Origin of the sequence: Bradyrhizobium hereditatis (assembly GCF_020329435.1) — a bacterium.
Taxonomy (GTDB): Bacteria; Pseudomonadota; Alphaproteobacteria; order Rhizobiales; family Xanthobacteraceae; genus Bradyrhizobium; species Bradyrhizobium hereditatis.
On record NZ_JAGKJK010000009.1, the window covers coordinates 253,518 to 272,858 of the forward strand.

20 protein-coding genes are annotated in these 19,341 nt (G+C 63.1%); 7 read left to right on the forward strand and 13 right to left on the reverse strand.

Going from position 1 to position 19,341, the window contains the following annotated elements; all coding sequences use genetic code 11:
* The first annotated feature begins 7 nt into the window (after positions 1 to 7).
* The 6 genes from J6524_RS22320 (at position 8) to J6524_RS22345 (ending at position 5,865) form a co-directional block, all read left to right on the forward strand.
* A complete protein-coding gene (locus tag J6524_RS22320) occupies positions 8 to 592 on the forward strand; it encodes an amino acid synthesis family protein (protein WP_225674437.1) in 585 nt (194 codons plus the stop codon).
* 23 nt (positions 593 to 615) lie between these two features.
* Positions 616 to 1,818, forward strand: a complete 1,203-nt coding sequence (locus tag J6524_RS22325) for an ABC transporter substrate-binding protein (RefSeq protein ID WP_225674439.1) — start codon at positions 616 to 618, stop codon at positions 1,816 to 1,818.
* Between the two features lie 189 nt (positions 1,819 to 2,007).
* Complete coding sequence (locus tag J6524_RS22330; protein ID WP_225674442.1) at positions 2,008 to 3,894, forward strand: ABC transporter permease; 1,887 nt, start codon at positions 2,008 to 2,010, stop codon at positions 3,892 to 3,894.
* Positions 3,891 to 4,682, forward strand: a complete 792-nt coding sequence (locus tag J6524_RS22335; RefSeq protein ID WP_225674443.1) for an ABC transporter ATP-binding protein — start codon at positions 3,891 to 3,893, stop codon at positions 4,680 to 4,682. The genes J6524_RS22330 and J6524_RS22335 overlap by 4 nt, the downstream gene beginning before the upstream one ends.
* On the forward strand, positions 4,679 to 5,383 hold the full coding sequence (locus J6524_RS22340) for an ABC transporter ATP-binding protein (protein WP_225674446.1): 705 nt from the start codon (positions 4,679 to 4,681) through the stop codon (positions 5,381 to 5,383). The genes J6524_RS22335 and J6524_RS22340 overlap by 4 nt, the downstream gene beginning before the upstream one ends.
* A gap of 26 nt (positions 5,384 to 5,409) precedes the next feature.
* Positions 5,410 to 5,865 (forward strand): MarR family winged helix-turn-helix transcriptional regulator, encoded by a 456-nt coding sequence (locus J6524_RS22345; protein ID WP_225674448.1) that lies wholly within the window; start codon positions 5,410 to 5,412, stop codon positions 5,863 to 5,865.
* Positions 5,866 to 5,880: 15 nt separating this feature from the next.
* Here the strand turns inward: J6524_RS22345 and J6524_RS22350 are convergent, their stop codons facing one another.
* The 6 genes from J6524_RS22350 to J6524_RS22375 form a co-directional block, all read right to left on the reverse strand.
* A complete protein-coding gene (locus J6524_RS22350) occupies positions 5,881 to 6,510 on the reverse strand; it encodes a hypothetical protein (protein ID WP_225674450.1) in 630 nt (209 codons plus the stop codon).
* Positions 6,511 to 6,548: 38 nt separating this feature from the next.
* Positions 6,549 to 7,949: a selenium-binding protein SBP56-related protein gene (locus J6524_RS22355; protein WP_225674452.1), complete on the reverse strand. Its 1,401-nt coding sequence runs from the start codon at positions 7,947 to 7,949 to the stop codon at positions 6,549 to 6,551.
* A gap of 223 nt (positions 7,950 to 8,172) precedes the next feature.
* Entirely contained in the window at positions 8,173 to 8,598 is a 426-nt protein-coding gene (locus J6524_RS22360; RefSeq protein ID WP_225674454.1) for a DUF4399 domain-containing protein, read from the reverse strand.
* Between the two features lie 18 nt (positions 8,599 to 8,616).
* Positions 8,617 to 10,236 carry an SUMF1/EgtB/PvdO family nonheme iron enzyme gene (locus J6524_RS22365; protein ID WP_225674456.1) on the reverse strand — a complete coding sequence of 540 codons (1,620 nt, stop codon included), beginning with the start codon at positions 10,234 to 10,236 and terminating at the stop codon, positions 8,617 to 8,619.
* Between the two features lie 275 nt (positions 10,237 to 10,511).
* Entirely contained in the window at positions 10,512 to 11,273 is a 762-nt protein-coding gene (locus J6524_RS22370) for a hypothetical protein (RefSeq protein WP_225674458.1), read from the reverse strand.
* Positions 11,274 to 11,337: 64 nt separating this feature from the next.
* The gene (locus tag J6524_RS22375) at positions 11,338 to 12,537 is read right to left on the reverse strand and encodes an amidohydrolase family protein (protein ID WP_225674460.1); all 1,200 of its coding nucleotides are present in this window, start codon (positions 12,535 to 12,537) and stop codon (positions 11,338 to 11,340) included.
* A 144-nt stretch (positions 12,538 to 12,681) separates the two neighbouring features.
* On the opposite strand from J6524_RS22375, the gene J6524_RS22380 reads away from it, so the two are divergent.
* The gene (locus J6524_RS22380; protein WP_225674462.1) at positions 12,682 to 13,455 is read left to right on the forward strand and encodes a ferredoxin--NADP reductase; all 774 of its coding nucleotides are present in this window, start codon (positions 12,682 to 12,684) and stop codon (positions 13,453 to 13,455) included.
* 17 nt (positions 13,456 to 13,472) lie between these two features.
* Here the strand turns inward: J6524_RS22380 and soxA are convergent, their stop codons facing one another.
* From soxA to J6524_RS22415, 7 genes are read right to left on the reverse strand one after another with little or no spacing between them, the layout of a single operon-like run.
* Positions 13,473 to 14,246 (reverse strand): sulfur oxidation c-type cytochrome SoxA, encoded by a 774-nt coding sequence (soxA, locus tag J6524_RS22385; protein WP_225674464.1) that lies wholly within the window; start codon positions 14,244 to 14,246, stop codon positions 13,473 to 13,475.
* Positions 14,243 to 14,563, reverse strand: a complete 321-nt coding sequence (gene soxZ, locus J6524_RS22390; protein WP_225674466.1) for a thiosulfate oxidation carrier complex protein SoxZ — start codon at positions 14,561 to 14,563, stop codon at positions 14,243 to 14,245. The genes soxA and soxZ overlap by 4 nt, the downstream gene beginning before the upstream one ends.
* Complete coding sequence (locus J6524_RS22395) at positions 14,563 to 15,042, reverse strand: SoxY-related AACIE arm protein (RefSeq protein ID WP_225674468.1); 480 nt, start codon at positions 15,040 to 15,042, stop codon at positions 14,563 to 14,565. Before J6524_RS22395 ends, soxZ begins: the two co-directional genes overlap by 1 nt.
* 9 nt (positions 15,043 to 15,051) lie before the next feature.
* On the reverse strand, positions 15,052 to 15,510 hold the full coding sequence (soxX, locus tag J6524_RS22400) for a sulfur oxidation c-type cytochrome SoxX (protein ID WP_376712059.1): 459 nt from the start codon (positions 15,508 to 15,510) through the stop codon (positions 15,052 to 15,054).
* Entirely contained in the window at positions 15,503 to 16,783 is a 1,281-nt protein-coding gene (locus J6524_RS22405) for an NAD(P)/FAD-dependent oxidoreductase (RefSeq protein ID WP_225674470.1), read from the reverse strand. The genes soxX and J6524_RS22405 overlap by 8 nt, the downstream gene beginning before the upstream one ends.
* Before the next feature lie 12 nt (positions 16,784 to 16,795).
* Positions 16,796 to 17,089, reverse strand: coding sequence for a c-type cytochrome (locus tag J6524_RS22410; protein WP_225674473.1), 294 nt, complete (start codon positions 17,087 to 17,089; stop codon positions 16,796 to 16,798).
* 53 nt (positions 17,090 to 17,142) lie between these two features.
* A complete protein-coding gene (locus tag J6524_RS22415; protein WP_225674475.1) occupies positions 17,143 to 19,335 on the reverse strand; it encodes a xanthine dehydrogenase family protein molybdopterin-binding subunit in 2,193 nt (730 codons plus the stop codon).
* Between the last annotated feature and the right edge of the window lie 6 nt (positions 19,336 to 19,341).

A 19,341-nucleotide genomic window follows, 5' to 3' on the forward strand; every position in this document is an offset into this window, starting at 1 on the left:
CTGACAGATGAGCGCGATCATTCGCAAGATCGTCACGGTAGTCGAGGAAACCCATCTCGAGATGGGACAAAAGGTTGCGCCGCCGACCCGGCGGGCCGCTGCGATTGCCGTCATCGAAAATCCGTTCGCCGGCAGATATGTCGAGGATCTCTCGCCCCTGATCGAAATCGGCGAGGAACTCGGCGATCTGCTTTCGAAGAAGGCGGTCGCCGCGCTTGGCATCGAGGGTGCCAAGGCGCACAGCTATGGCAAGGCTGCCGCCGTAGGTGAGAACGGCGAACTCGAGCATGCGGCCGCGATCCTGCATCCCAAGATGGGTGCACCGGTGCGCAAAGTTTTGGGCAAGGGCGCAGCATTGATCCCGTCCTCGAAGAAGCGAAGTGGCCCGGGAACGACGCTGGACATTCCGCTCGGCCACAAGGACGCAGCCTTCGTGCGCAGCCATTTCGACGGCATGGAAGTGCAGATCAACGACGCACCGCGCGCCAATGAGATCATGGTCGCGATTGCGATCACCGACAGCGGCAGGCCGTTGCCGCGCGTCGGCGGGCTGACGGTTTCGGAAGTCAAAGGCGAAGACGGTTTGAGATAGTTCACAATAAATTGGAGGTAGGGATGCGACGGAGACACTTACTGGGCGCGGGGCTGGCGATCGTGGTTGCCGGCATGGCGGGCAATGCCATGGCGCAGAGCGAGATCAAGATCGGCGAGATCAACAGCTATTCACTGTTGCCGGCCTTCACCGAGCCCTACCGCAAGGGCTGGCAGCTCGCGGTCGAGGAGATCAACGCGGCGGGCGGCATCAACGGCAAAAAGCTCGTCGTCATCTCCAAGGACGACGGCGGCAAGCCGGCGGATGCGACGACAGCCGCCAACGAGCTGGTGTCGAGCGAAAAGGTCGCGATGCTGGCCGGCACATTTCTCTCCAACATCGGCCTCGCCGTCTCCGACTTCGCCAACCAGAAGAAGGTGTTCTTCCTGGCCGCGGAGCCTTTGACCGACGCCATCACCTGGTCGAAGGGCAACCGCTACACCTTCCGCCTGCGTCCCTCCAACTATATGCAGGCGGCGATGCTGGTGGAAGAAGCCGCAAAGCTGCCGGCCAAGCGCTGGGCGACGATTGCGCCGAACTATGAATACGGTCAGTCGGCGGTCGCGGTGTTCAAGAAACTGATGTCGGAGAAGCGGCCTGATATCCAGTGGGTCGACGAGCAGTGGCCGCCGCAGGGCAAGATTGACGCCGGTCCGGTGGTGCAGGCCGTTGCATCGGCCAATCCGGAGGCGATCCTCAATGTCACCTTCGGCGCCGATCTGGTTAAACTCGTGCGCGAGGGCAACACCCGCGGCCTGTTCAAGGGACGCTCGGTGGTCTCCTTCCTCACCGGCGAGCCGGAATATCTCGATCCCTTGAAGGATGAGACACCGGAAGGTTGGATCGTCACCGGCTATCCCTGGTACGACATCAAGACGCCTGACCATGACAAGTTCCTGAAGGCCTATCAGGCCAAGTTCAACGATTACCCGCGGCTCGGCTCGATCGTCGGTTACCAGACCATCAAGGCGGCCGCCGCGATCCTTGCGAAGGCCAACTCCACCGATCCGGAGAAGCTGATCGCGGCGACCGAGGGCCTGTCGATGCCGTCGCCGTTCGGCGAGATCACCTTCCGCAAGATCGACCACCAGTCGACGCTCGGGGCCTTTGTCGGCAAGACCGCGCTAAAGGACGGCAAGGGCGTGATGGTGAACTCGGTCTATCGCAAGGGCGCGGACTATCTGCCAAGCGATGCAGAAGTGGAGAAGCTTCGGCCGAAGGACTGAGCTTCGCGAGCGGAAGAGAGCACTGGCTCTCCCTCTCCCCGTTCTTACGGGGGAGAGGGTTGGGGTGAGGGGCTCTCTCCGCGAGTTGTGCGAGTTGTTAGACCTGGACCCCCTCACCCGGATTGCTTCGCAATCCGACCTCTCCCCGCAAGCAGGGCGAGGTAAAGCGACCACGAACCCGGACCGCCAATGGCCTTCTACTTCGTTCAGTTCCTGACCGGTCTCGCCAGCGCGGCGTCGCTGTTTCTGGTCGCATCGGGACTGTCCATCATCTTCGGCGTGACGCGGATCGTGAATTTTGCCCATGGCGCGTTCTACATGCTCGGCGCCTATGTCGCGTTCACGTTGACCGAGCGCTTCTCCGGCGCGCTCGGCTTCTGGGGCGGCATCGTCGTCGCGGCGCTGATCGTCGCAGCCGTTGGCGTGCTGGTCGAGATGGTGCTGCTGCGGCGGATCTACCACGCGCCGGAACTGTTCCAGTTGCTGGCGACCTTCGGCCTCACGCTGATGGTCCAGGACATCGTCGTGCTGATCTGGGGGCCCGACGATCTGCTCGGCCGCCGCGCGCCCGGCTTCAGAGGGGCGGTTGATTTCTTCGGCCAGAATATTCCCAGTTACGACCTATTCCTGATCGCGCTCAGTCCGATTGTGCTCGGCATACTCTGGCTGTTGTTCCAGCGCACGCGCTGGGGCGTGCTGGTGCGCGCGGCGACGCAGGATCGCGACATGGTGGCCGCACTCGGCGTCAATCAGAAATGGCTGTTCACCAGCGTGTTCGCGCTCGGCGTCTTCCTCGCAGCGCTTGGCGGCGCACTGCAGATACCGCGCGATGCCGTGCATCACGCGCTGGACCTTCGCATCATCGTTGAAGTGTTCGTGGTGGTGGTGATCGGCGGCCTCGGCAGCATTATCGGCGCGTTCGTCGCCGCCGTGCTGGTGTCCGAACTCAACGCCTTCGGCATTCTCATTTTCCCGAAGATCTCCATCATCCTGGTGTTCCTGGTGATGGCGGTCGTGCTGATCGTGCGTCCGTGGGGCCTGTTTGGCAAGCCGGAAGCCGCCGCGCGCCGTACGCCGGGCCTAACGGTCAATCCGTGGCGGCCGCTCACGTCAGGCGAGCGGTTGATGTCGATCGGCGCATTGGCGCTTGCGGCCATGCTGCCGCTGTTCGCCGGCAATTACGCGCTGACGGTCGGATCGGAAATCGCGATCTTCGTGATCTTCGCCGCCAGCCTCCATTTCCTGATGTCAGTCGGCGGGCTCGCCTCGTTCGGCCACGCCGCCTATTTCGGGCTTGGCGCCTATGGCGTTGCGTTCCTCGCCAAGGCAGCGGGGCTACCGATGATCGTCTCGCTGCTGCTCGGTCCGCTGCTGGGACTATTGGGCGCGGCGGTATTCGGCTTCTTCGCCGTGCAACTCTCCGGCGTTTATTTCGCGATGCTGACGCTGGCCTTTGCGCAGATTATCTGGTCGATCGCGTTCCAGTGGGTGACGGTGACCGGCGGCGACAACGGCATCCTCGGCGTCTGGCCGGACAACTGGGCATCAAGCCCGGCCAGCTTCTACTGGCTGTCACTCGGGATTGCGGCGCTTGTGGCGACTGTGCTCAGGGTGATCGTGTTCTCGCCCTTCGGCTTTGCGTTGCGCGCGACGCGGGACTCGCCGCTGCGCAGCGAGGCGATTGGCATCAACGGCAAGCGCGTGCGGTGGACGGCCTTCGTGATCGCTGGCACGACTGCAGGGATCGGCGGCGCGTTGTTTGCCTATCTGAAGGGAAGCGTGTTTCCGGACAGTGTCGGCATCTCGCTGTCGGTGGATGCGCTGGTGATGGTACTGCTCGGCGGCGTCGAGACGGTTTCGGGGGCTGTGATCGGCGCCATAGTGTTCAAGGCGGCCAACATCTGGCTCGTCAGCCAGACAGATCTTTCCAAGCTGGTATTAGGCGGTTTCATCGTCTTGATGGTGGTGGCATTCCCCAAAGGTATCGTCGGCACGCTGGAGGCGCTCAGGAATCGCCGGCGGTCAACCGACACCAAATCCGCGCTTGCGACGTCCCGCGTGGAGGTGGCCGAATGAGCATGGTTCCCACATTGCTGTCGGTCGAGAACCTGAGCAAATCCTATGGCGGTGTCCATGCCGTGCGCAGCGTGTCGTTCGAGTTGCGCGCAGGTGAAATCTTGGCGCTGATCGGGCCCAACGGCGCCGGCAAAAGCACCTGCTTCGACATGCTCAACGGCCAGAACATGCCGGATAGCGGCCGCATCACGCTGCTCGGCGAGGATACCGTCGGGCGGAAGCCGCGCGCGATCTGGCGGCTCGGCGTCGGCCGCACGTTCCAGATCACCGCGACATTCCCGACCATGACGGTGCGCGAGAATGTACAGGTCGCGCTGGTGTCGTATGGACGGCAATTGTTCAATCTGTGGGGCTCGACGGCGGCTTACGCGCGTGGCGAGGCCGGGCGATTGCTCGAGCTCGTCGGCATGGGTGCCTATGCCGAGCGTCCCTGCGGCGAGCTTGCCTATGGCGACCTCAAGCGTCTCGAGCTTGCCATCGCGCTCGCCAATCAGCCGAGGCTTCTCCTGATGGACGAGCCGACCGCGGGGATGGCGCCGCGCGAGCGGATCGAACTGATGCGGCTCACCGCGCGCATCGCCCGCGAGCAGTCGATCGGCGTGCTCTTCACCGAGCATGACATGGACGTGGTGTTCGAACATGCCGACCGCATTTTGGTGCTGAACCGCGGCAGCCTGATCGCGGAGGGCTCGCCCGAGGAAGTGCGCGGCAATCCGCAGGTGCGCGCCATCTATCTCGGTGAAGGCCTGGTTTACGACGCGCGTCATCGCGAGGGAGCCGGCGCATGAAGCTGCAGGTCGCCGATCTCAACAGCTTTTACGGCCCGGCGCATATCCTGTTCGATATCGCGCTCGAAGTCGGCGAGGGCGAGGTGGTGGCGCTGCTGGGCCGCAATGGCGCGGGGAAGTCGACCACCTTCCGCTCCATCGTCGGCCTGGTCGAGAACCGTTCGGGTCGGATCGTGTTCGAAGGCAAGGATGTTTCGCGCGAACCGACGCATGCGATCGTCCGCGGCGGCCTTGGATACGTGCCGGAGGAGCGCCGCATCTTCACCGACCTGACAGTCGAGGAGAATCTTGAGGTCGGCCGCCAGCCGAAGCGGCCGAACGCGCCGTACTGGACCCGCGAAAAGCTGTTCACGCTGTTTCCCAATCTCGGCGAGATGCGCAACCGCCCGGGCGGGCGGATGAGCGGCGGCGAGCAGCAGATGCTGACGATCGCGCGCACCCTGATGGGCAATCCATCGCTGGTGCTGCTCGACGAACCCTCCGAAGGGCTGTCGCCCAAGATCGTCGAGCAGATGGTTGACGCTATCCTCGCGATGAAGAAGGAAGGCGTCAGCATCGTAGTCTCCGAGCAGAACCTGCATTTCGCGCGGCTGATCTCGGATCGCGTCTACATCATCGAACGCGGCAAGATCTGCTTCGGTGGCACGATCGCCGAACTCGACGCGCGGCCGGACGTCCGAGACGCGCATCTGTCGCTGTAGCCGGGCGCAAGGGAGGGGCGGGATCGATGGGAAGGAGTGTTTCGCCGAAACGAGCGGTCAAGCCGGCGCGGCCGTCCTACATTCTCGACGAGCAGATCGGCTTCATCCTGCGCCAGGTCTGGCAGCGCCATGCCACCATCTTCGCCCGCGAGATCGGCATCAACCTGACGCCGACGCAATGGGCGGCCGTCTCAAAGCTCGCTGAGACCGGGCCGTGCTCGCAGAATCTGCTCGGACGGCTGACGGCGATGGATGTCGCGACCATCAAGGGCGTGATCGACCGCCTCACCGCGCGCGGCCTGACCGAGACCAGCCCGGACCCCGAGGACGGTCGTCGCCTGCTGGTGAGTCTCACCCGCGCCGGCCAGCAACTGGCGGAGAAGGCCGCGCCGAACGCGCTTGCAATCTCGCGGGAGACGTTGGCGCCGCTGGACGCCAAGGAACGCGAGACGCTGATCGCGCTGCTTGACAAGCTGCGGTGAAGCCGAGGGCTTGGACTAGATCAGGCTGAGCACCAGTGCGATCGCACCGACCAGAATAAGGCTGACGGCCCAGGTCGTTTCCAGATTAAACCAGCTCTGCGATATGAATTTGAGGCCGAGATAGCGGTAGGCGAGCCACGCACAGCATCCGCCGGCGGAGATCATCGCGGCGGCGTGGATGATAGCAACCAGCACGGCCATGCCGAGATTGGCGTTGATGAGCGTGCCTGCGGCGGCGTGGCCGCGGTCGAGTTCGGTCTCCCGGCAGAGCCCGAGATAGATCGGCACCAGCATCAGCGCGGCGCCATGCGCGAGCGCTACGGCGAACGACCACAGGCCCAATTGCGCCGGCGATATTCGCGCCAGCACCCTCGGATGGCGCCGGTTGGCCATCCTGTAGAGACCGAAGACAATGACGAGGAGGCTGGCGCTGACCTGTATCGTGTGCTGCCATTCGATGATGGCGATGAGCAGTGCAAAGGGAAGGAGCACGAGCAGCATTGCGAGCAGATGACCGGTCGCGAGCGGCCAGAGCGCTGATACCAGCGCACGCGAGCTTCTTTCCATCAATCCAGCCGAAACGGCGAGCGGCCACCCCATTCCCGGGTTGACGCCGTGGTAGAGGCCGCTCGCAATCACAGCCATCCAGAGCCACGCAGGTGTCCAGTCGGTTGCGCTCAAATTCAGACCGAGGGATAGCAGAATGAATCCGTCGAGCAGTCACCGCCGTCCAATCGGATCTGATGCGCGCGGTAACCGTCGGGGAAATTCACCCAGTAATCCCTCGCGAGCTCGAGGCCACCGTCCGGATTCGCATTGGCCATCACCATGGCGCCCGGAACGCCGTCAGTGTAGAACTGATCGTCCCACGTCGAATAAAGCGAGTTGGTCCAGTATACCCGCTTGCCGTCGCGGCTGATCTCGACCATCTGCGGACCGCCGCCAAAGGCCTTGCCGTTCGGATGCGGCGTGCGGCGCGCGATGCCGCCGATGTGGACCGAGCCGGCCAGCTTCGGCTTTCGCGGCTCGCGGACATCATATTGCCGCATCTCGCCGGTGCCCCAGCAGGCGACGTAGAGGAATTTGTCGTCCATCGACAGGTCGATGTCAGATACCAGCGGCGGTACGGCGCCGAACCCCTGCAGCAGCGGCGGCAGTTGCTCCTTCGCCGCGGGCTCGGGCGGGATCGTCGCGGTCTTCTCGATGTGAAACTTGCCGCCCTCGCGCCACCAGGTCCAGATCGAGCCTTCGAGGTTCGTGGTGTCGACCACGACGCCGAGGAAGCCATGTTCGCGCACCGGATCATGCGCGGGGCGTACCTCCAGCGCCATCTGGTGGTTGGCGCCGAGATCGATGGTCTGAACATTGCGTCGCGCGCGCAGGTCCCAGAAGTGGACGCGGTGGCCGTATTTGTTGGAGAGGAGATCCTCCGGCACGATGCCGTTCTCGAACTGCGGCGGCAATGCCCATTCGCTGGTCACCATGTAGTCGCGCGGCAGATTCCACCAGAAGTCATAGTGCAATGTTTGCGGACCGCGATCGAGCTCCCAGCGACCGAGCACCTCGAAGGTCTCGCAATCCATGATGAAGACGCCGGGAGGTCCGTCGGTACCGTCTTTGCCGGCGCCGCCGAGCGTAGAGATGTAGATGCCTTCCGGCCCGCAATGAACGGTGTGCGGCCGCGAGTACCCGGTCTTCCTGAATATCTCCTCGGGCTCGATGATCTTGTGAATCGCCGCCTTGGTGGGATCCGGCTTGGTGTCGACAATGTAGATGCGGGACGAGCGCATGCCGGGAATGATCAAATAACGGCGCTCGAGAAAGGCATGTCCGGTGAGCGGCGACAGCGCCGACGAGCAGGCGTTCCATCCGAAATGGTGAAACTCGTCGCCCTTGTTGGGCATCGTCACGGTGTGAACGACCTGGCTGTAGGTCTGGGAGTCCGGCCTGACGTCGATCACGGCCAGTGCATCTGGCTGCGACGCGTCCGGGCTGAGCAGCACGGTGTAGGCGAAGCTCTCCGGCGGAGCTTCCATGGCAAGCCTTGGCGAAGCGTGAAATGTGGGATCGGGCCGAATATTCATCGTACTGCCTCCCTGTTTGCCTGAAATGATCAGCAACACGGCTCAACGGCATGCAGTAGCAAGAAATCACCCGGCGCGTTGAGTTCCTCTCGCGAGTGCCGCCGGCCAGGATTTGCCGGCCGACAATACACGCAATATGACTGGGCGAAAACAACGATAGCGCTACCGATCGGACTGCTGCGCCCGGTTTCGAGCAATCCTCACTGAAGGCGACCAGCGGGCTCTACTTGATCGTTATGGTAATTTTTTCGGAGACGACCGGAGGGACGTGTGGATAGTGCTCGGCGTCCCCCAGCACGAGCTGAAGCGTGTGCTTGCCGGGCGGAAGTTCGATCCGGGCTTCGGTCTGACCCGCACCGAAATGCAGATGTGACTTGTCTTGCGGAATCGGTTCGTTCGGATTGAGTGGATGGTTAACGTTGATCAGAAGATGATGATGGCCGCTGTTCGGGTAGTTATCGCCGGCGTGGGTCACGCCCATGTTGCGCAGACCAAAGCGGCACCAGAATGCGCCTTTGATAACGGCGCCGTTCTGCGGCCACACGAAATAGAGACGCGCATCCTTGGCAGAAGGCTTCCCCTGAGCATAGACGGCGAACGGCAGGCAAGTGAGAGCCACGGACAGAGCGATCCACTGCAACACCTTCATGAATGCCTCGCAACTTCCTCATTGGGATAGCGCAACGCGGAATCCGTGGGTGGGATATCGCACGTTGGTGTCATAGCTGCCGCGATTTGATGCCCGGGCGTAATTCGAGTCTTTCCTCCATGATCCGGAACGGATGACGTGCGAGGAGCAATCATTCTCAACCCATGCTGACCCGTCGGCCGGCGCGCCCTGATAATTCTTGTGCCAACAGTCTTCGACCCATTGGTCAACGCTGCCGCCCATATCAAACAGTCCAAAAGGATTTGGCTTGAGGCTGCCGACCTTGGCCGGCTGTTCACTGGCTGGAATGTCGCTGCAGTTTTTGCAATTGACCATGCCGGGCTGGAATTGATCGCCCCACCAGTATCGGCTTTGCGTGCCGCCACGCGCCGCATATTCCCACTCGGCTTCGCTCGGCAGGCGATATGGTTTTCGGGTGGCCTGCGCAAGCCAGGCGACATACTGTTTGGCGTCGGTCCAGCTCACGTTCGTAACGGGCGCATCGTCCTTTCCGGTCGCCGTGAACCCGCAGGCCTTTGCCGCGGCGCATGCATTCCATTCCCGTACGGTGACCGGAAATTTCCCCATCGCAAACGGCTTGATCGTTACCTGACGGACCGGCTTCTCCGAGATGTCTTCGTTGCTGCCCATCGCGAAGCTGCCACCCCGAAGGGAAATCATCTCGGGCTCTCGAACCGACACGGCTGCTTGCGTCGTCGGTGGAGGCTCGGGAGCGACGGGCGCTGGCGATGGCGCAAGCGGCGCCGCCTGTTTCTGTACCGGAGACGGTGGTGCTGGTGATGGTTCTGGCGGCGTTGCCGTTTGTTGTTGAACAGGTGCCGCTGTCGGAGCGGGCTGAGCCGGAGGCGGTGATGATCTTGCGACGGTCGCCGGTGCCTTCGGCGCTTCCGCGGGAGACGAAACGGGGGCCGACGCCAGATTTGCCAGTTTGCGCGGTTGCCCGAACAAGTTCCAGAGAGTGCCTCCCGCAATGACCACTAGTGCAAGGATGAGCAGGAGGGTCAGGATCCTTTCGCGTCGCTTCCGATTCTCGTGCAGTGCGCCCGGGTCGGGAAGCACACGATAGACCCGGACAGGATCGGTGATGTTCTTGACCTTTCGATCACCGAGTGACTCGTATCCGCAAACCAGTTTGTGCTTTATCTGCTCGTAGATGCCGCCTGAGATAAAGACTTCGCCAGCATGGGCGATGCCCTCGAGCCGCGTCGCAATATTGACCCCGTCGCCATACACATCGTCGGATTCGATGATGACATCGCCGAGATTGACGCCGATCCGGTATTCGATCCAATGATGCTTGGGCAATGAAGCATTGCGACCAACCAGGTTTTGCTGGATCACGATGCTGGCGCGCACGGCTTCGACAGGACTGTCGAAGATGGCGATGAAGCCGTCGCCCGTGGTTTTGACCAGCCTGCCGTGGTGTTCTCTGATGGTGGGTTCGATGAGGTCGCGCTCGAGCCGCTTGACGCGGTTGTGCGTCCCTTCCTCGTCGATCTGCATCAGGCGGCTGTAGCCGGAGATGTCGCCCGCCACGATGGCCGCAAGGCGCCGTGGCGTTGGCTCGCGTGGTGGCTCACCAGCGCGGCCTGACTTGATGTCACGAATTTGGGCCATGGTTCGGATTGATTTCCTCGGGCTGCAGCAATCTCAGCGTAGGCAAACAATCATTCCGGTACCCCCAGCGTACCATGCTGGCAGTTCGCCGCAAAGCAGCCGTGCACGGTTCCATGCCGGCTAAGTGTGAGTGAAATCACATGAAAGGAGGCTGATCGCTCGCCGTATATCGATTCAAGCTCAGGATATGAGCGCAGGCCCGGATACGGTTGAGCAAACGAGGAACGGTGCCGACACGAAAGCGGCGAGTTAAATTCCTCGCACGGAAGCGGTGGTCAATTCTGCCCCGGCCATCTGGCGCGGTAGCAGATTTCGCTGCCGTCGCGATTGGCCTGCCACGGCCCGAACTCCCGTGCATGTGGCGCCTTGGCCGGGAGGCCAATGAGATAGAGCCGGTCGGGCTGGCCCTTGATCTTGATCTGCAATTGCCGATGCGCGGTGCGGAAGGCAAGTTCGACATGGCCGGCGATGACGGGCTTATCGCCGTCGCGGCGGAACAGGTCGGGCCGTATCTCGCCCGGCATGGTGTTTAGGTCCGTCTGCAGTTCGACCGCTATGTCACGGGGGGAATTGGGCAATGCCGCACCTTCCGGCAGGCGAATCTCAAATACAAGTAGCGGATTGGGGGCATTCGGATTGAGCCACGGGGTCGCCGTGGTGACCGCATAGACGTAATAGGCGGCACCGGCTACGGCGCAGAGCGCGATCAGAACCGCTGATGCCTTCGGGTTGTTAAGACCTCCGTCGCTATTGTGTCCGCCGCGCAGCTGCCTCGCGAGCGCCGTGCCGAGCAGGAGGCCTCCGACCGCGCCGCACGGCGCAAACAGCAGTAGCGCGAGCATGCCGGACATGATCGGATCGGTCCGGTTTCCGAAGCCGACCAGCTCAAGCAGCAGCAACGTCGCGACAAAGCCGATGACTGCGCCGACGATGCCGCCGGCGACTTGCAGCGAATTCTTCAAATGTTCCTCGAAGGTCTGACCAAGGCGGCCATCAGGCCAGCCCGCATTGGTCGCGATGACGGCTATTTCGTTCACCGCCTTCAAGGCTTAATGTGATTTTTCACACGCGTCCCATGCGCATGCCTCAAGCGTGTCGGCATCAATGCCCGCTGACGATCTCTGGCACTTTCCCCGCGGGCGGCGTGTTGCGGCTGCGCTGGGTGCGGACGATGCCATCGATGATGGTCATGCCGACGCCGGGTAGGTCGCCGAGCTGCACGCTTTCCAGGATGTTCTTGCCGGGCGAGTGCTGCGCCTTGTCCATGATGACGAAATCGGCGGCTCGGCCGACTTCGATGATGCCGCAGTCGAGCTCGCGCATCCGCGCGGTGTTGCCGGTCGCAAGGCAGAAGGCGAGTTCGGCCGGCAGTTCGCCGAGCGACGACAGCATCGAGACCATCCGCAAGATGCCGAGCGGCTGCACGCCGGAGCCGGCCGGCGCGTCGGTGCCGAGGATGACGCGGTGCAGATCACCCATCTCGCGCGCGGTCCGCAGCGTGAACAGCGCCGAACGCTCATTGCCGTTGTGAACCAGCTCCAGCCCGCGCTTGCAACCCTCGCAAATGCAACGGATCTGGTCGTCGGGCAGGGCGGTATGACCGCCATTGATATGGCCGACGACGTCAGTGTCGGCTTCCAGCACCACGTCCTTGTCGATCAGCCCGGAGCCGGGAATCGATGGGCCGCCGGTATGGATCGTGCTCTGGATGCCGTATTTGCGCGCCCAGCCGACCATCTTGCGCGCGGTCGGGCCGTCCTTGACGCCGCCGAGTCCGACTTCGCCGAGCAGCTTGACGCCGGCCGCCGCCATTTCCTTGAAGTCGTCTTCCACCATTTCGCATTCGATCACCGGCGCGCCGGCGTGAACCTTCACGCCGCCGGGCCGAAGCGTCCAGAACGCGCGCTGCGCAAAGATCGCCATCGCCTTCAAGCCGACGACGTCGCGCGGACGGCCGGGCATGTGGACTTCGCCGGCCGAGATCATGGTGGTGACGCCGCCGTGGAGATAGCTGTCGATCCAGTTGATCTGGTTCTGCCGCGGTGTCCAGTCGCCGGCGACGGGATGGACATGGCTGTCGATCAGGCCTGGCGCGACGGTGGTGCCGTTGGCGTTGACAACAGTGGTGGCGCCCTCGGTGTTGACGTCCTTGAAGCGGCCGATCGCGGATATCTTGCCGTTCTCGGCCACGATCGTATCACCGTCAAGGATCGGCTTTTCCAGCGCCCCCGATAGCAGTAGCCCGATGTTGCGGATCACCAGCTTGCTCGGACCGGTCGCCTGGGGTGCGTCGTGGGCCATGGTTTTTCCTTTTGGTTCAATGCCTTCGCCGAACATTCTGCCCGGCTTGACGATCGGATCAAGCTGGATTATTCATTTGTATACGAACGATCGTATACGAATGATTTGGCCGGTCAATCGGCTTGCAGGTCAGGAAACGGTGCGATGAGCAGTTTCAACCAGGAAAGCGTTCTCAGCGTCCATCACTGGACCGATACGCTGTTCAGCTTCACCACCACGCGCGATCCTTCGTTCCGCTTCCGCAACGGCGAATTCACCATGATCGGGCTCAGGATCGGCGAGAAGCCGCTGCTTCGCGCCTATTCGGTCGCCAGCGCCAATTACGAGGACCGGCTCGAATTCTTCTCGATCAAGGTGCCGGACGGCCCGGTGACCTCGCGCCTGCAGCACTTAAAGCAGGGCGACGAGATCATTGTCAGCCGCAAGGCGACCGGCACGCTGGTCATCGACAACCTCGAAGACGGCCGCAACCTCTACCTGATCGGCACCGGCACCGGGCTCGCACCGTTCCTTTCCGTGATCAAGGATCCCGAGACCTATGAGCGGTTTGAGAAGGTCGTGCTACTGCACGGCTGCCGCCGCGTCGCCGAGCTCGCCTATGGCGAGATGATCACGGAGAAGCTGCCGAATGACGAACTGATCGGCGACTATGTCCGCAACCAATTGATCTATTACCCGACCGTGACGCGCGACCCGTTCCGCAACCGCGGCCGCATCACCGACCTGATCACCTCGGGCAAGCTCTTTAGCGACATAGGGCTGCCCTCGCTCGATCCCGCGCATGACCGCGTCATGATCTGCGGCAGCCCGGCGCTGGTGACGGATACCCGTGCGCTGCTCAACGGTCGGGGTTTTGTCGAAGGCAATCACGGCGAGCCGGCCCAGTTCGTGGTCGAGAAGGCGTTCGCGGAGCGGTAACGCATAAGAGTTGGGAGCTAAGGCCTAACCCCCGGCGCTTCCATCGGCATCCCGCGCGCACGCGACATTAGGTACAGCTCCAGTTCGACCAGCTCCGGCGCGCCGTAGTCATAGGCCTGCGCGCGGATGCCGGTGATGCAGGCGCGCAGGCGCCGCTGCAGCGAGCCCAATGATTGCCATTCCAGCCGGTAGAGCGGGTAGCCGGTCGGGTGCCCTTGGGTAATTGCGGAGCCGGCGAGCTTCTTGTCCCAATTGTCATCATGGCAATTGGCGCAGGCGAGATTGAGCTGGCCCTGCCGCTGCATGTAGAGCTCGCGTCCTTTGGCGATGAACGGCGCAAGCTCCGGGTCGTCGCCGGTTTCGATCGCGGTCCCCTGCGACTGCCGAGCGACGAAGGCCGTGAGTGCCAGCAGCTCACGGCTTTCGTAGGGTAGCGGCGTCGCCTGCTGGTGGTTGCTGCGGCACGAATTGACGCGCTGCTCCAGGTCGATCGGGCGGCCGGTTGCCTTGTCGTAGGCCGGATAGCGCGCGGCTACGCCCTTCATGCTCGTGCGCGCATCGCCATGGCAATCGGCACAGGCCTTGTTGGCGGCGCCCAGTTTGCGTTTCCACAGCGTCTCGCCGTCGAGCACCCAGAGCATGCCGGGATTGGCGGTCTCCTCGTCCTGCATCGCCCTGGTGTCGGGCTTCATGAAGCTATGGCCGGAGCGGCGTTCGGCTTGCGGGATCTCGGCGGCGAAAGCCGCGTTCGCGATCAGGAGCGCGACGACTATGGCGCCGTAAAATCTCATTCGACCGTGATCGAAGCGGATGCGGTTTCGGAAAATCCCCGGTCGCCGGTCCATTCGAACTCGAACTTGCCGCTCTCGGTGGCGGTGGTGAAGAAAGTGAAGAAGGGGTTGGCGGCGATCGCCGGAAACAGGTCGGCGCGGAAAATCTCGGTGCCGTTGAAGCGGCACGTAAAGCTCGTGATGATGTTGCGCGGGACGACTTCGCCTGACGCCGTATGGCGATAGCCGGTTTCCATGATGTGCGACATCAGCGTCTTGATCTCTATGATGTCGCCGCGTTTGGCTTTCGCCGGCACGTTGATGAGGGCGGAAGCCATCAGATCACCTCCTCGGTGCAGGCAGCGAGCGTCACCACGACGTCGACGCTCGCCGACCAGAACGAACCGTCCGAGAGTTTTGCGATCGCGACAATCTTCTGACTATCAGCGAGACGGATGCGGGTCGACACCTGGGCGCGGCCGTTCTGCGGGCTGAAGTGGAAATTGCCGATATTGGGCTGTGGATTCTTCTCGTTGAAGACGTGGATGCTGCGGACGTGATCTTCCGGTGCCATCGGATGCGCGACGGTAACCGTCATCGGCACCGTGTTGCCGTTCTCGACCAGGGGTGGGATGTCGAGCTTGACCTTGCCGGTGCGCACCGCCGCGCCGCCGGTGACATTCTGGATCGCGGACGCCAGCATCGCGGGCGTCGCCTCGGCGGGACGCACGATGACTGTGGGGAGGGCGCCGAGCGCGGCGGCGCCACCGGCGAGGCCGAGGAACTGGCGGCGGGATGAATTGGGGGATTGCTGCATCGTGCCTTCCTATTCACGCAAGCTGACGAGATACGCCACGATATCCTCGATCTGTTCCGCGGACAGGATCGACTTGCCGCGCCATGGCGTACCGACGCGGTTAAGACCATCCACGCGGTAGTAGGACGGCATGATGGTCGCGGCGTTGAGGCGCGACGCGTCCACCAGGCGGAGCCGAAGCTGGCCTTCGGACGCGCGGCTGCCGGAACCAGAAAGGTCAGGCGCCAGATCGCCCTGGAATTTCTGTTCGGGAAATGGGCCGCTATGGCAGAGGATGCAAGTGCTGGAACGTTCGACGACGAGCGCGCGCCCGCGCGCGGCATCGCCGGCCACGCCCGTCAGCGAAAGCGGAATGGCATCGCCGACCACAGTATAGTTGCGAAGTTCCTGCGCGCCCGCGTCACCGGGCAGGGCAAGCAGCGCTCCGGCAAGGATCGACGCCGATATGCGAAACCCAAGCTTAGCCAAAGACTTCTGCCGTAATGGTTGCAAACCAGGTTTGCGCATAGTGGGCCTCGCGCGCGCGGAAATCGCGAGGCACATCCAGCGGACTGACGCCGCCGGCACCTTCGACATCGGCGAGCAATCCGTTCTTCGGTTGGTACACGCCGGCAATCGAGATGCCATAGTCGGGCGCCGCCAGGCTGTAACAGGTATTGATCAGTTTCGGCGCGGCGGGTGATCTGCCCGATAGCAGCGCGGCAATCGCATGTGCGCAGACCTTGGCCTGCGAATTGGCAGTGAATGCCGATTTAGGCATGCTGCCGGCGAGACAGGCGTCACCGATGACATGGATGTTCGGGGCCGATTTGGACTCGAAGGTCACAGGATCGATCGCGCACCAGCCGGTTTTGTCGGTAGCCCCTGCGATCATGGCGATGCGTCCGGCGCGCTGAGGCGGAATCACATTCGCTACCTGGGCGGTGTGGTTGCCGAAATCGGTGATCAGCGTGTTGGTCGCTGCATCAACGCCGTTGACCTTGCCGCCCTGCGACAGCGAGACCCACTCTACCATTCCGGGATACAGCTCCTTCCAAGCGTTCTGGAATAAACGCTGCTTGGAAAACGTGTCCTTAGCGTCGAGGATGAGCAGCTTGGAGCGCGGCTTCTTGGTCTTCAGGTAATACGCGATCAGACAGGCGCGTTCGTACGGCCCCGGCGGGCAGCGGTAAGGATTGGCGGGCGCTGCGACGACCACCAGGCCGCCATCGTCCATGGCCTCGAGCTGCTTGCGCAGCAGCAGCGTCTGCTCGCCGGCTTTCCAGGCATGCGGCATCTTCGCGGCGGCGGCTTCGTCGTAACCCTGTAGCACGTCGAAACGCAGATCGATGCCGGGGGACAGCACCAGCCGGTCATAGGGAAGCGAGGTGCCGTCGGCGAGACCGACGGTCCGCGCGGTCGCATCGACGGCCGTTGCTGCCTGCACCACCACGGTCACGCCGCTGGCAGCGATCTTGTCGTACCCGAATTGCTGCTGTTCGATCGAGCGCAGCCCGGCGACGACATTGTTGCTGAACGGGCAGGCGGTGAAGGTCCGGCTCTGCTCGACCAGCGTAACCTGCAATTTCGGGTCGATCTGCTTCAGCGCCCGCGCGCAGCTTGCGCCGCCGAAGCCGCCGCCGATCACGACTACGCGTGCTGCCGCTTGCGCGAACGCGGGTAACGGAAGCGCCGCCGTCGCTGCGGCCGCTGCACCGACGCGGCAGAAATCTCGGCGGCTGATGCGATGGCTGATACCCATGCCGGTGCCCCCTTATTTCTGTGCCGCGAGCCACGCCGCAATCGCGCGCGACTCTTCGTCGGTGAACCCTTTGGCGATGCGGTTCATGACGGTCGCAGGAAGCGAGCCGTCGCGAAATCCGGCCATCGCCTTGGTGATGTCCTCTGCATCGCGGCCGTACAGCCGCGAAATGGAGAAGGCGGTTGTTCCGGTGGAATGGCAGCCGGAGCAGGATGCCGCGCCGGGTGGAGGATCGGAAGCCGCAAGCAGCGGCTGATACCACGCCGCGACCGCGGCAGCTGCGATGGCGATACGCAACCCTTTCATCAGCAATCTCCCGATGGGATACGGCGGCCCCGGGATGGGGCCGCCGTATATTATCAGGCAAACGTGATGTTTTGGTCTTTCAACGGCACCGAACGGATGCGCTTGCCGGTCGCCGCGAAGTAGGCGTTGAGCACCGCGGGCGCGGCGACGCCGATGGTCGGCTCGCCGACACCGCCCCAGAAGCCGCCGCTCGGCACCATCACGCATTCCACCTTCGGCATCTCGGCGATGCGCATCGAGTTGTAGGTATCGAAGTTGGTCTGCTCCATCTTGCCGTCCTTCACCGTGCAGCCGCCATAGAACAGGGCGGACAGGCCATAGACGAAGGAACCCGCGATCTGCCGCTCGACCTGCGCCGGGTTGACGATGTAGCCGGGATCGGTCGAGGCGACGATACGATGCACCTTGATCTTGCTGCCGTCGGTGACGGAGATTTCGGCGGCGCCCGCAACGTAGCTGCCATAGCCCATTACCTGCGCAATCCCGCGATAGACGCCTTGCGGCGCGGGCTTGCCCCAGCCGATCTTCTCGGCCACGGCATTGAGCACGGCGAGATGCTTCGGATGCTTGCTCATCAGCTTGCGGCGGAATTCCACCGGATCCTGGCCCACCGAATGCGCCAGCTCATCCATGAAACATTCCATGTAGATCGCATTCTGGTTCACGTTCACGCCACGCCAGAAGCCGGGCGGAACGTGCGGGTTGCGCATGGAATGCTCGACCAGCAGGTTCGGCACGGAGTAGCCGAACGCCGCATCGCCGGACGGACTGAGGCCCTGGAACGCAGCCGTGTCCATGCCGTTCACCAGCGCCGCCGGGCGCACCGTGTACAGGATCGACTGGCCCGACAATCGCACATGCAGCGCCGTGAGATTGTTGTCGGCATCGAAGGCGCCGGTCAGCTTGCACTGCGTGACCGGATGGAACTTGCCTTGCGCCATGTCTTCTTCGCGCGACCAGAGCAGCTTGACCGGCGTACCGGGCATCTGCTTGGCGATCAGAACCGCTTGCCGGACATAGTCGGTCATGCCGCGACGGCCGAAGCCGCCGCCGAGGATCAGCTTGTGCACCTCGCATTTTTCGGCCGGCAAGCCCGAGGCTTCCAGGGTAGCGGCGAATGCCGCTTCGCCGTTCTGCGTGCCGCACCAGACCTCGCACTTGTCCGGCGTATAGAGCGCCGTGGCGTTCATCGGCTCCATCGTCGCGTGATTCTGGTACGGGTAGTTATAGACCGCCTCGACTTTCTTGACCGCAGAGGCAATCGCGGCCTTGGCGTCGCCGTTCTGGTTGCCGATGAAAGCCGGCTGTGAATTGTCGAGACCTTCGGCCAGCCATTTGGCGATCGACTCACTGGAGACTTTGGCGTTCTCGCCTTCGTCCCAGACGATCGGCAGCGCATCGAGCGCGGTCTTGGCGTGCCACCAGGTGTCGGCGACAACAGCCACTGCGCTATCGCCGACCTTCACCACCTTCTTGACGCCCTTCATGCCGGCGATCTTGGCCTCGTCATAGCTCTTCAGCTTGCTGCCGAAGACCGGCGCATCCTTGATCGCAGCGTTGAGCATGCCCGGCAGCTTGAAGTCGGCGCCGTAGATCATCGCGCCTGTGGTCTTGTCGACGGTGTCGAGCCGCTTCACGCCCTTGCCGGCGATCTTCCAATCCTTCGGATCCTTTAGCTTCACGTCGGCGTCCGCCGGCGGCGTGAGCTTCGCTGCGGCTTCCACCACCTTGCCGTAGGTCGTGGTCCTGCCCGACGGCGTGTGGGTGATGACGCTGTTGGCCGCAGTGCATTCCGAGGCCGGCACCTTCCATTCGTTCGTAGCGGCCTGCACCAGCATCATGCGCGCGGTGGCGCCGCCCTTGCGCACATATTCCTGGCTGGAGCGGATGCCGCGGCTGCCGCCAGTCGAGAAATCGCCCCAGGGGCGCTTGCGTGCGACACTTTGCCCGGGGGTCGGGTATTCGGTGATGACCTTCGACCAGTCGCATTCGAGTTCCTCGGCGACGAGCTGGGCGAGGCCGGTGAGGGTGCCCTGGCCCATCTCGGAGCGGGCGACGCGAATCACGGTCGTGTTGTCGGGGCGGATCACCACCCAGACATTGACTTCGGGCGAGCCGTCGGCGGCACGGACGACCTGTGGTCCGCCGAAGGGAATATCGAGGCCGATGGCGAGGCCGGCCCCCGCAGCAGCGGCGCCGATCACGAAGGCGCGACGATTGAGTTTGGGCATGACGTGCTGGTTCATGGCGTC

Coding starts and splice junctions, on each gene's coding strand:
- J6524_RS22320 (WP_225674437.1), top strand. CDS start 8: ATGAGCGCGATCATTCGCAAGATCGTCACGGTAGTCGAGGAAACCCAT.
- J6524_RS22325 (WP_225674439.1), top strand. CDS start 616: ATGCGACGGAGACACTTACTGGGCGCGGGGCTGGCGATCGTGGTTGCC.
- J6524_RS22330 (WP_225674442.1), top strand. CDS start 2,008: ATGGCCTTCTACTTCGTTCAGTTCCTGACCGGTCTCGCCAGCGCGGCG.
- J6524_RS22335 (WP_225674443.1), top strand. CDS start 3,891: ATGAGCATGGTTCCCACATTGCTGTCGGTCGAGAACCTGAGCAAATCC.
- J6524_RS22340 (WP_225674446.1), top strand. CDS start 4,679: ATGAAGCTGCAGGTCGCCGATCTCAACAGCTTTTACGGCCCGGCGCAT.
- J6524_RS22345 (WP_225674448.1), top strand. CDS start 5,410: ATGGGAAGGAGTGTTTCGCCGAAACGAGCGGTCAAGCCGGCGCGGCCG.
- J6524_RS22350 (WP_225674450.1), bottom strand. CDS start 6,510: ATGGCTGTGATTGCGAGCGGCCTCTACCACGGCGTCAACCCGGGAATG.
- J6524_RS22355 (WP_225674452.1), bottom strand. CDS start 7,949: ATGAATATTCGGCCCGATCCCACATTTCACGCTTCGCCAAGGCTTGCC.
- J6524_RS22360 (WP_225674454.1), bottom strand. CDS start 8,598: ATGAAGGTGTTGCAGTGGATCGCTCTGTCCGTGGCTCTCACTTGCCTG.
- J6524_RS22365 (WP_225674456.1), bottom strand. CDS start 10,236: ATGGCCCAAATTCGTGACATCAAGTCAGGCCGCGCTGGTGAGCCACCA.
- J6524_RS22375 (WP_225674460.1), bottom strand. CDS start 12,537: ATGGCCCACGACGCACCCCAGGCGACCGGTCCGAGCAAGCTGGTGATC.
- J6524_RS22380 (WP_225674462.1), top strand. CDS start 12,682: ATGAGCAGTTTCAACCAGGAAAGCGTTCTCAGCGTCCATCACTGGACC.
- soxA (WP_225674464.1), bottom strand. CDS start 14,246: ATGAGATTTTACGGCGCCATAGTCGTCGCGCTCCTGATCGCGAACGCG.
- soxZ (WP_225674466.1), bottom strand. CDS start 14,563: ATGGCTTCCGCCCTCATCAACGTGCCGGCGAAAGCCAAACGCGGCGAC.
- J6524_RS22395 (WP_225674468.1), bottom strand. CDS start 15,042: ATGCAGCAATCCCCCAATTCATCCCGCCGCCAGTTCCTCGGCCTCGCC.
- J6524_RS22405 (WP_225674470.1), bottom strand. CDS start 16,783: ATGGGTATCAGCCATCGCATCAGCCGCCGAGATTTCTGCCGCGTCGGT.
- J6524_RS22410 (WP_225674473.1), bottom strand. CDS start 17,089: ATGAAAGGGTTGCGTATCGCCATCGCAGCTGCCGCGGTCGCGGCGTGG.
- J6524_RS22415 (WP_225674475.1), bottom strand. CDS start 19,335: ATGAACCAGCACGTCATGCCCAAACTCAATCGTCGCGCCTTCGTGATC.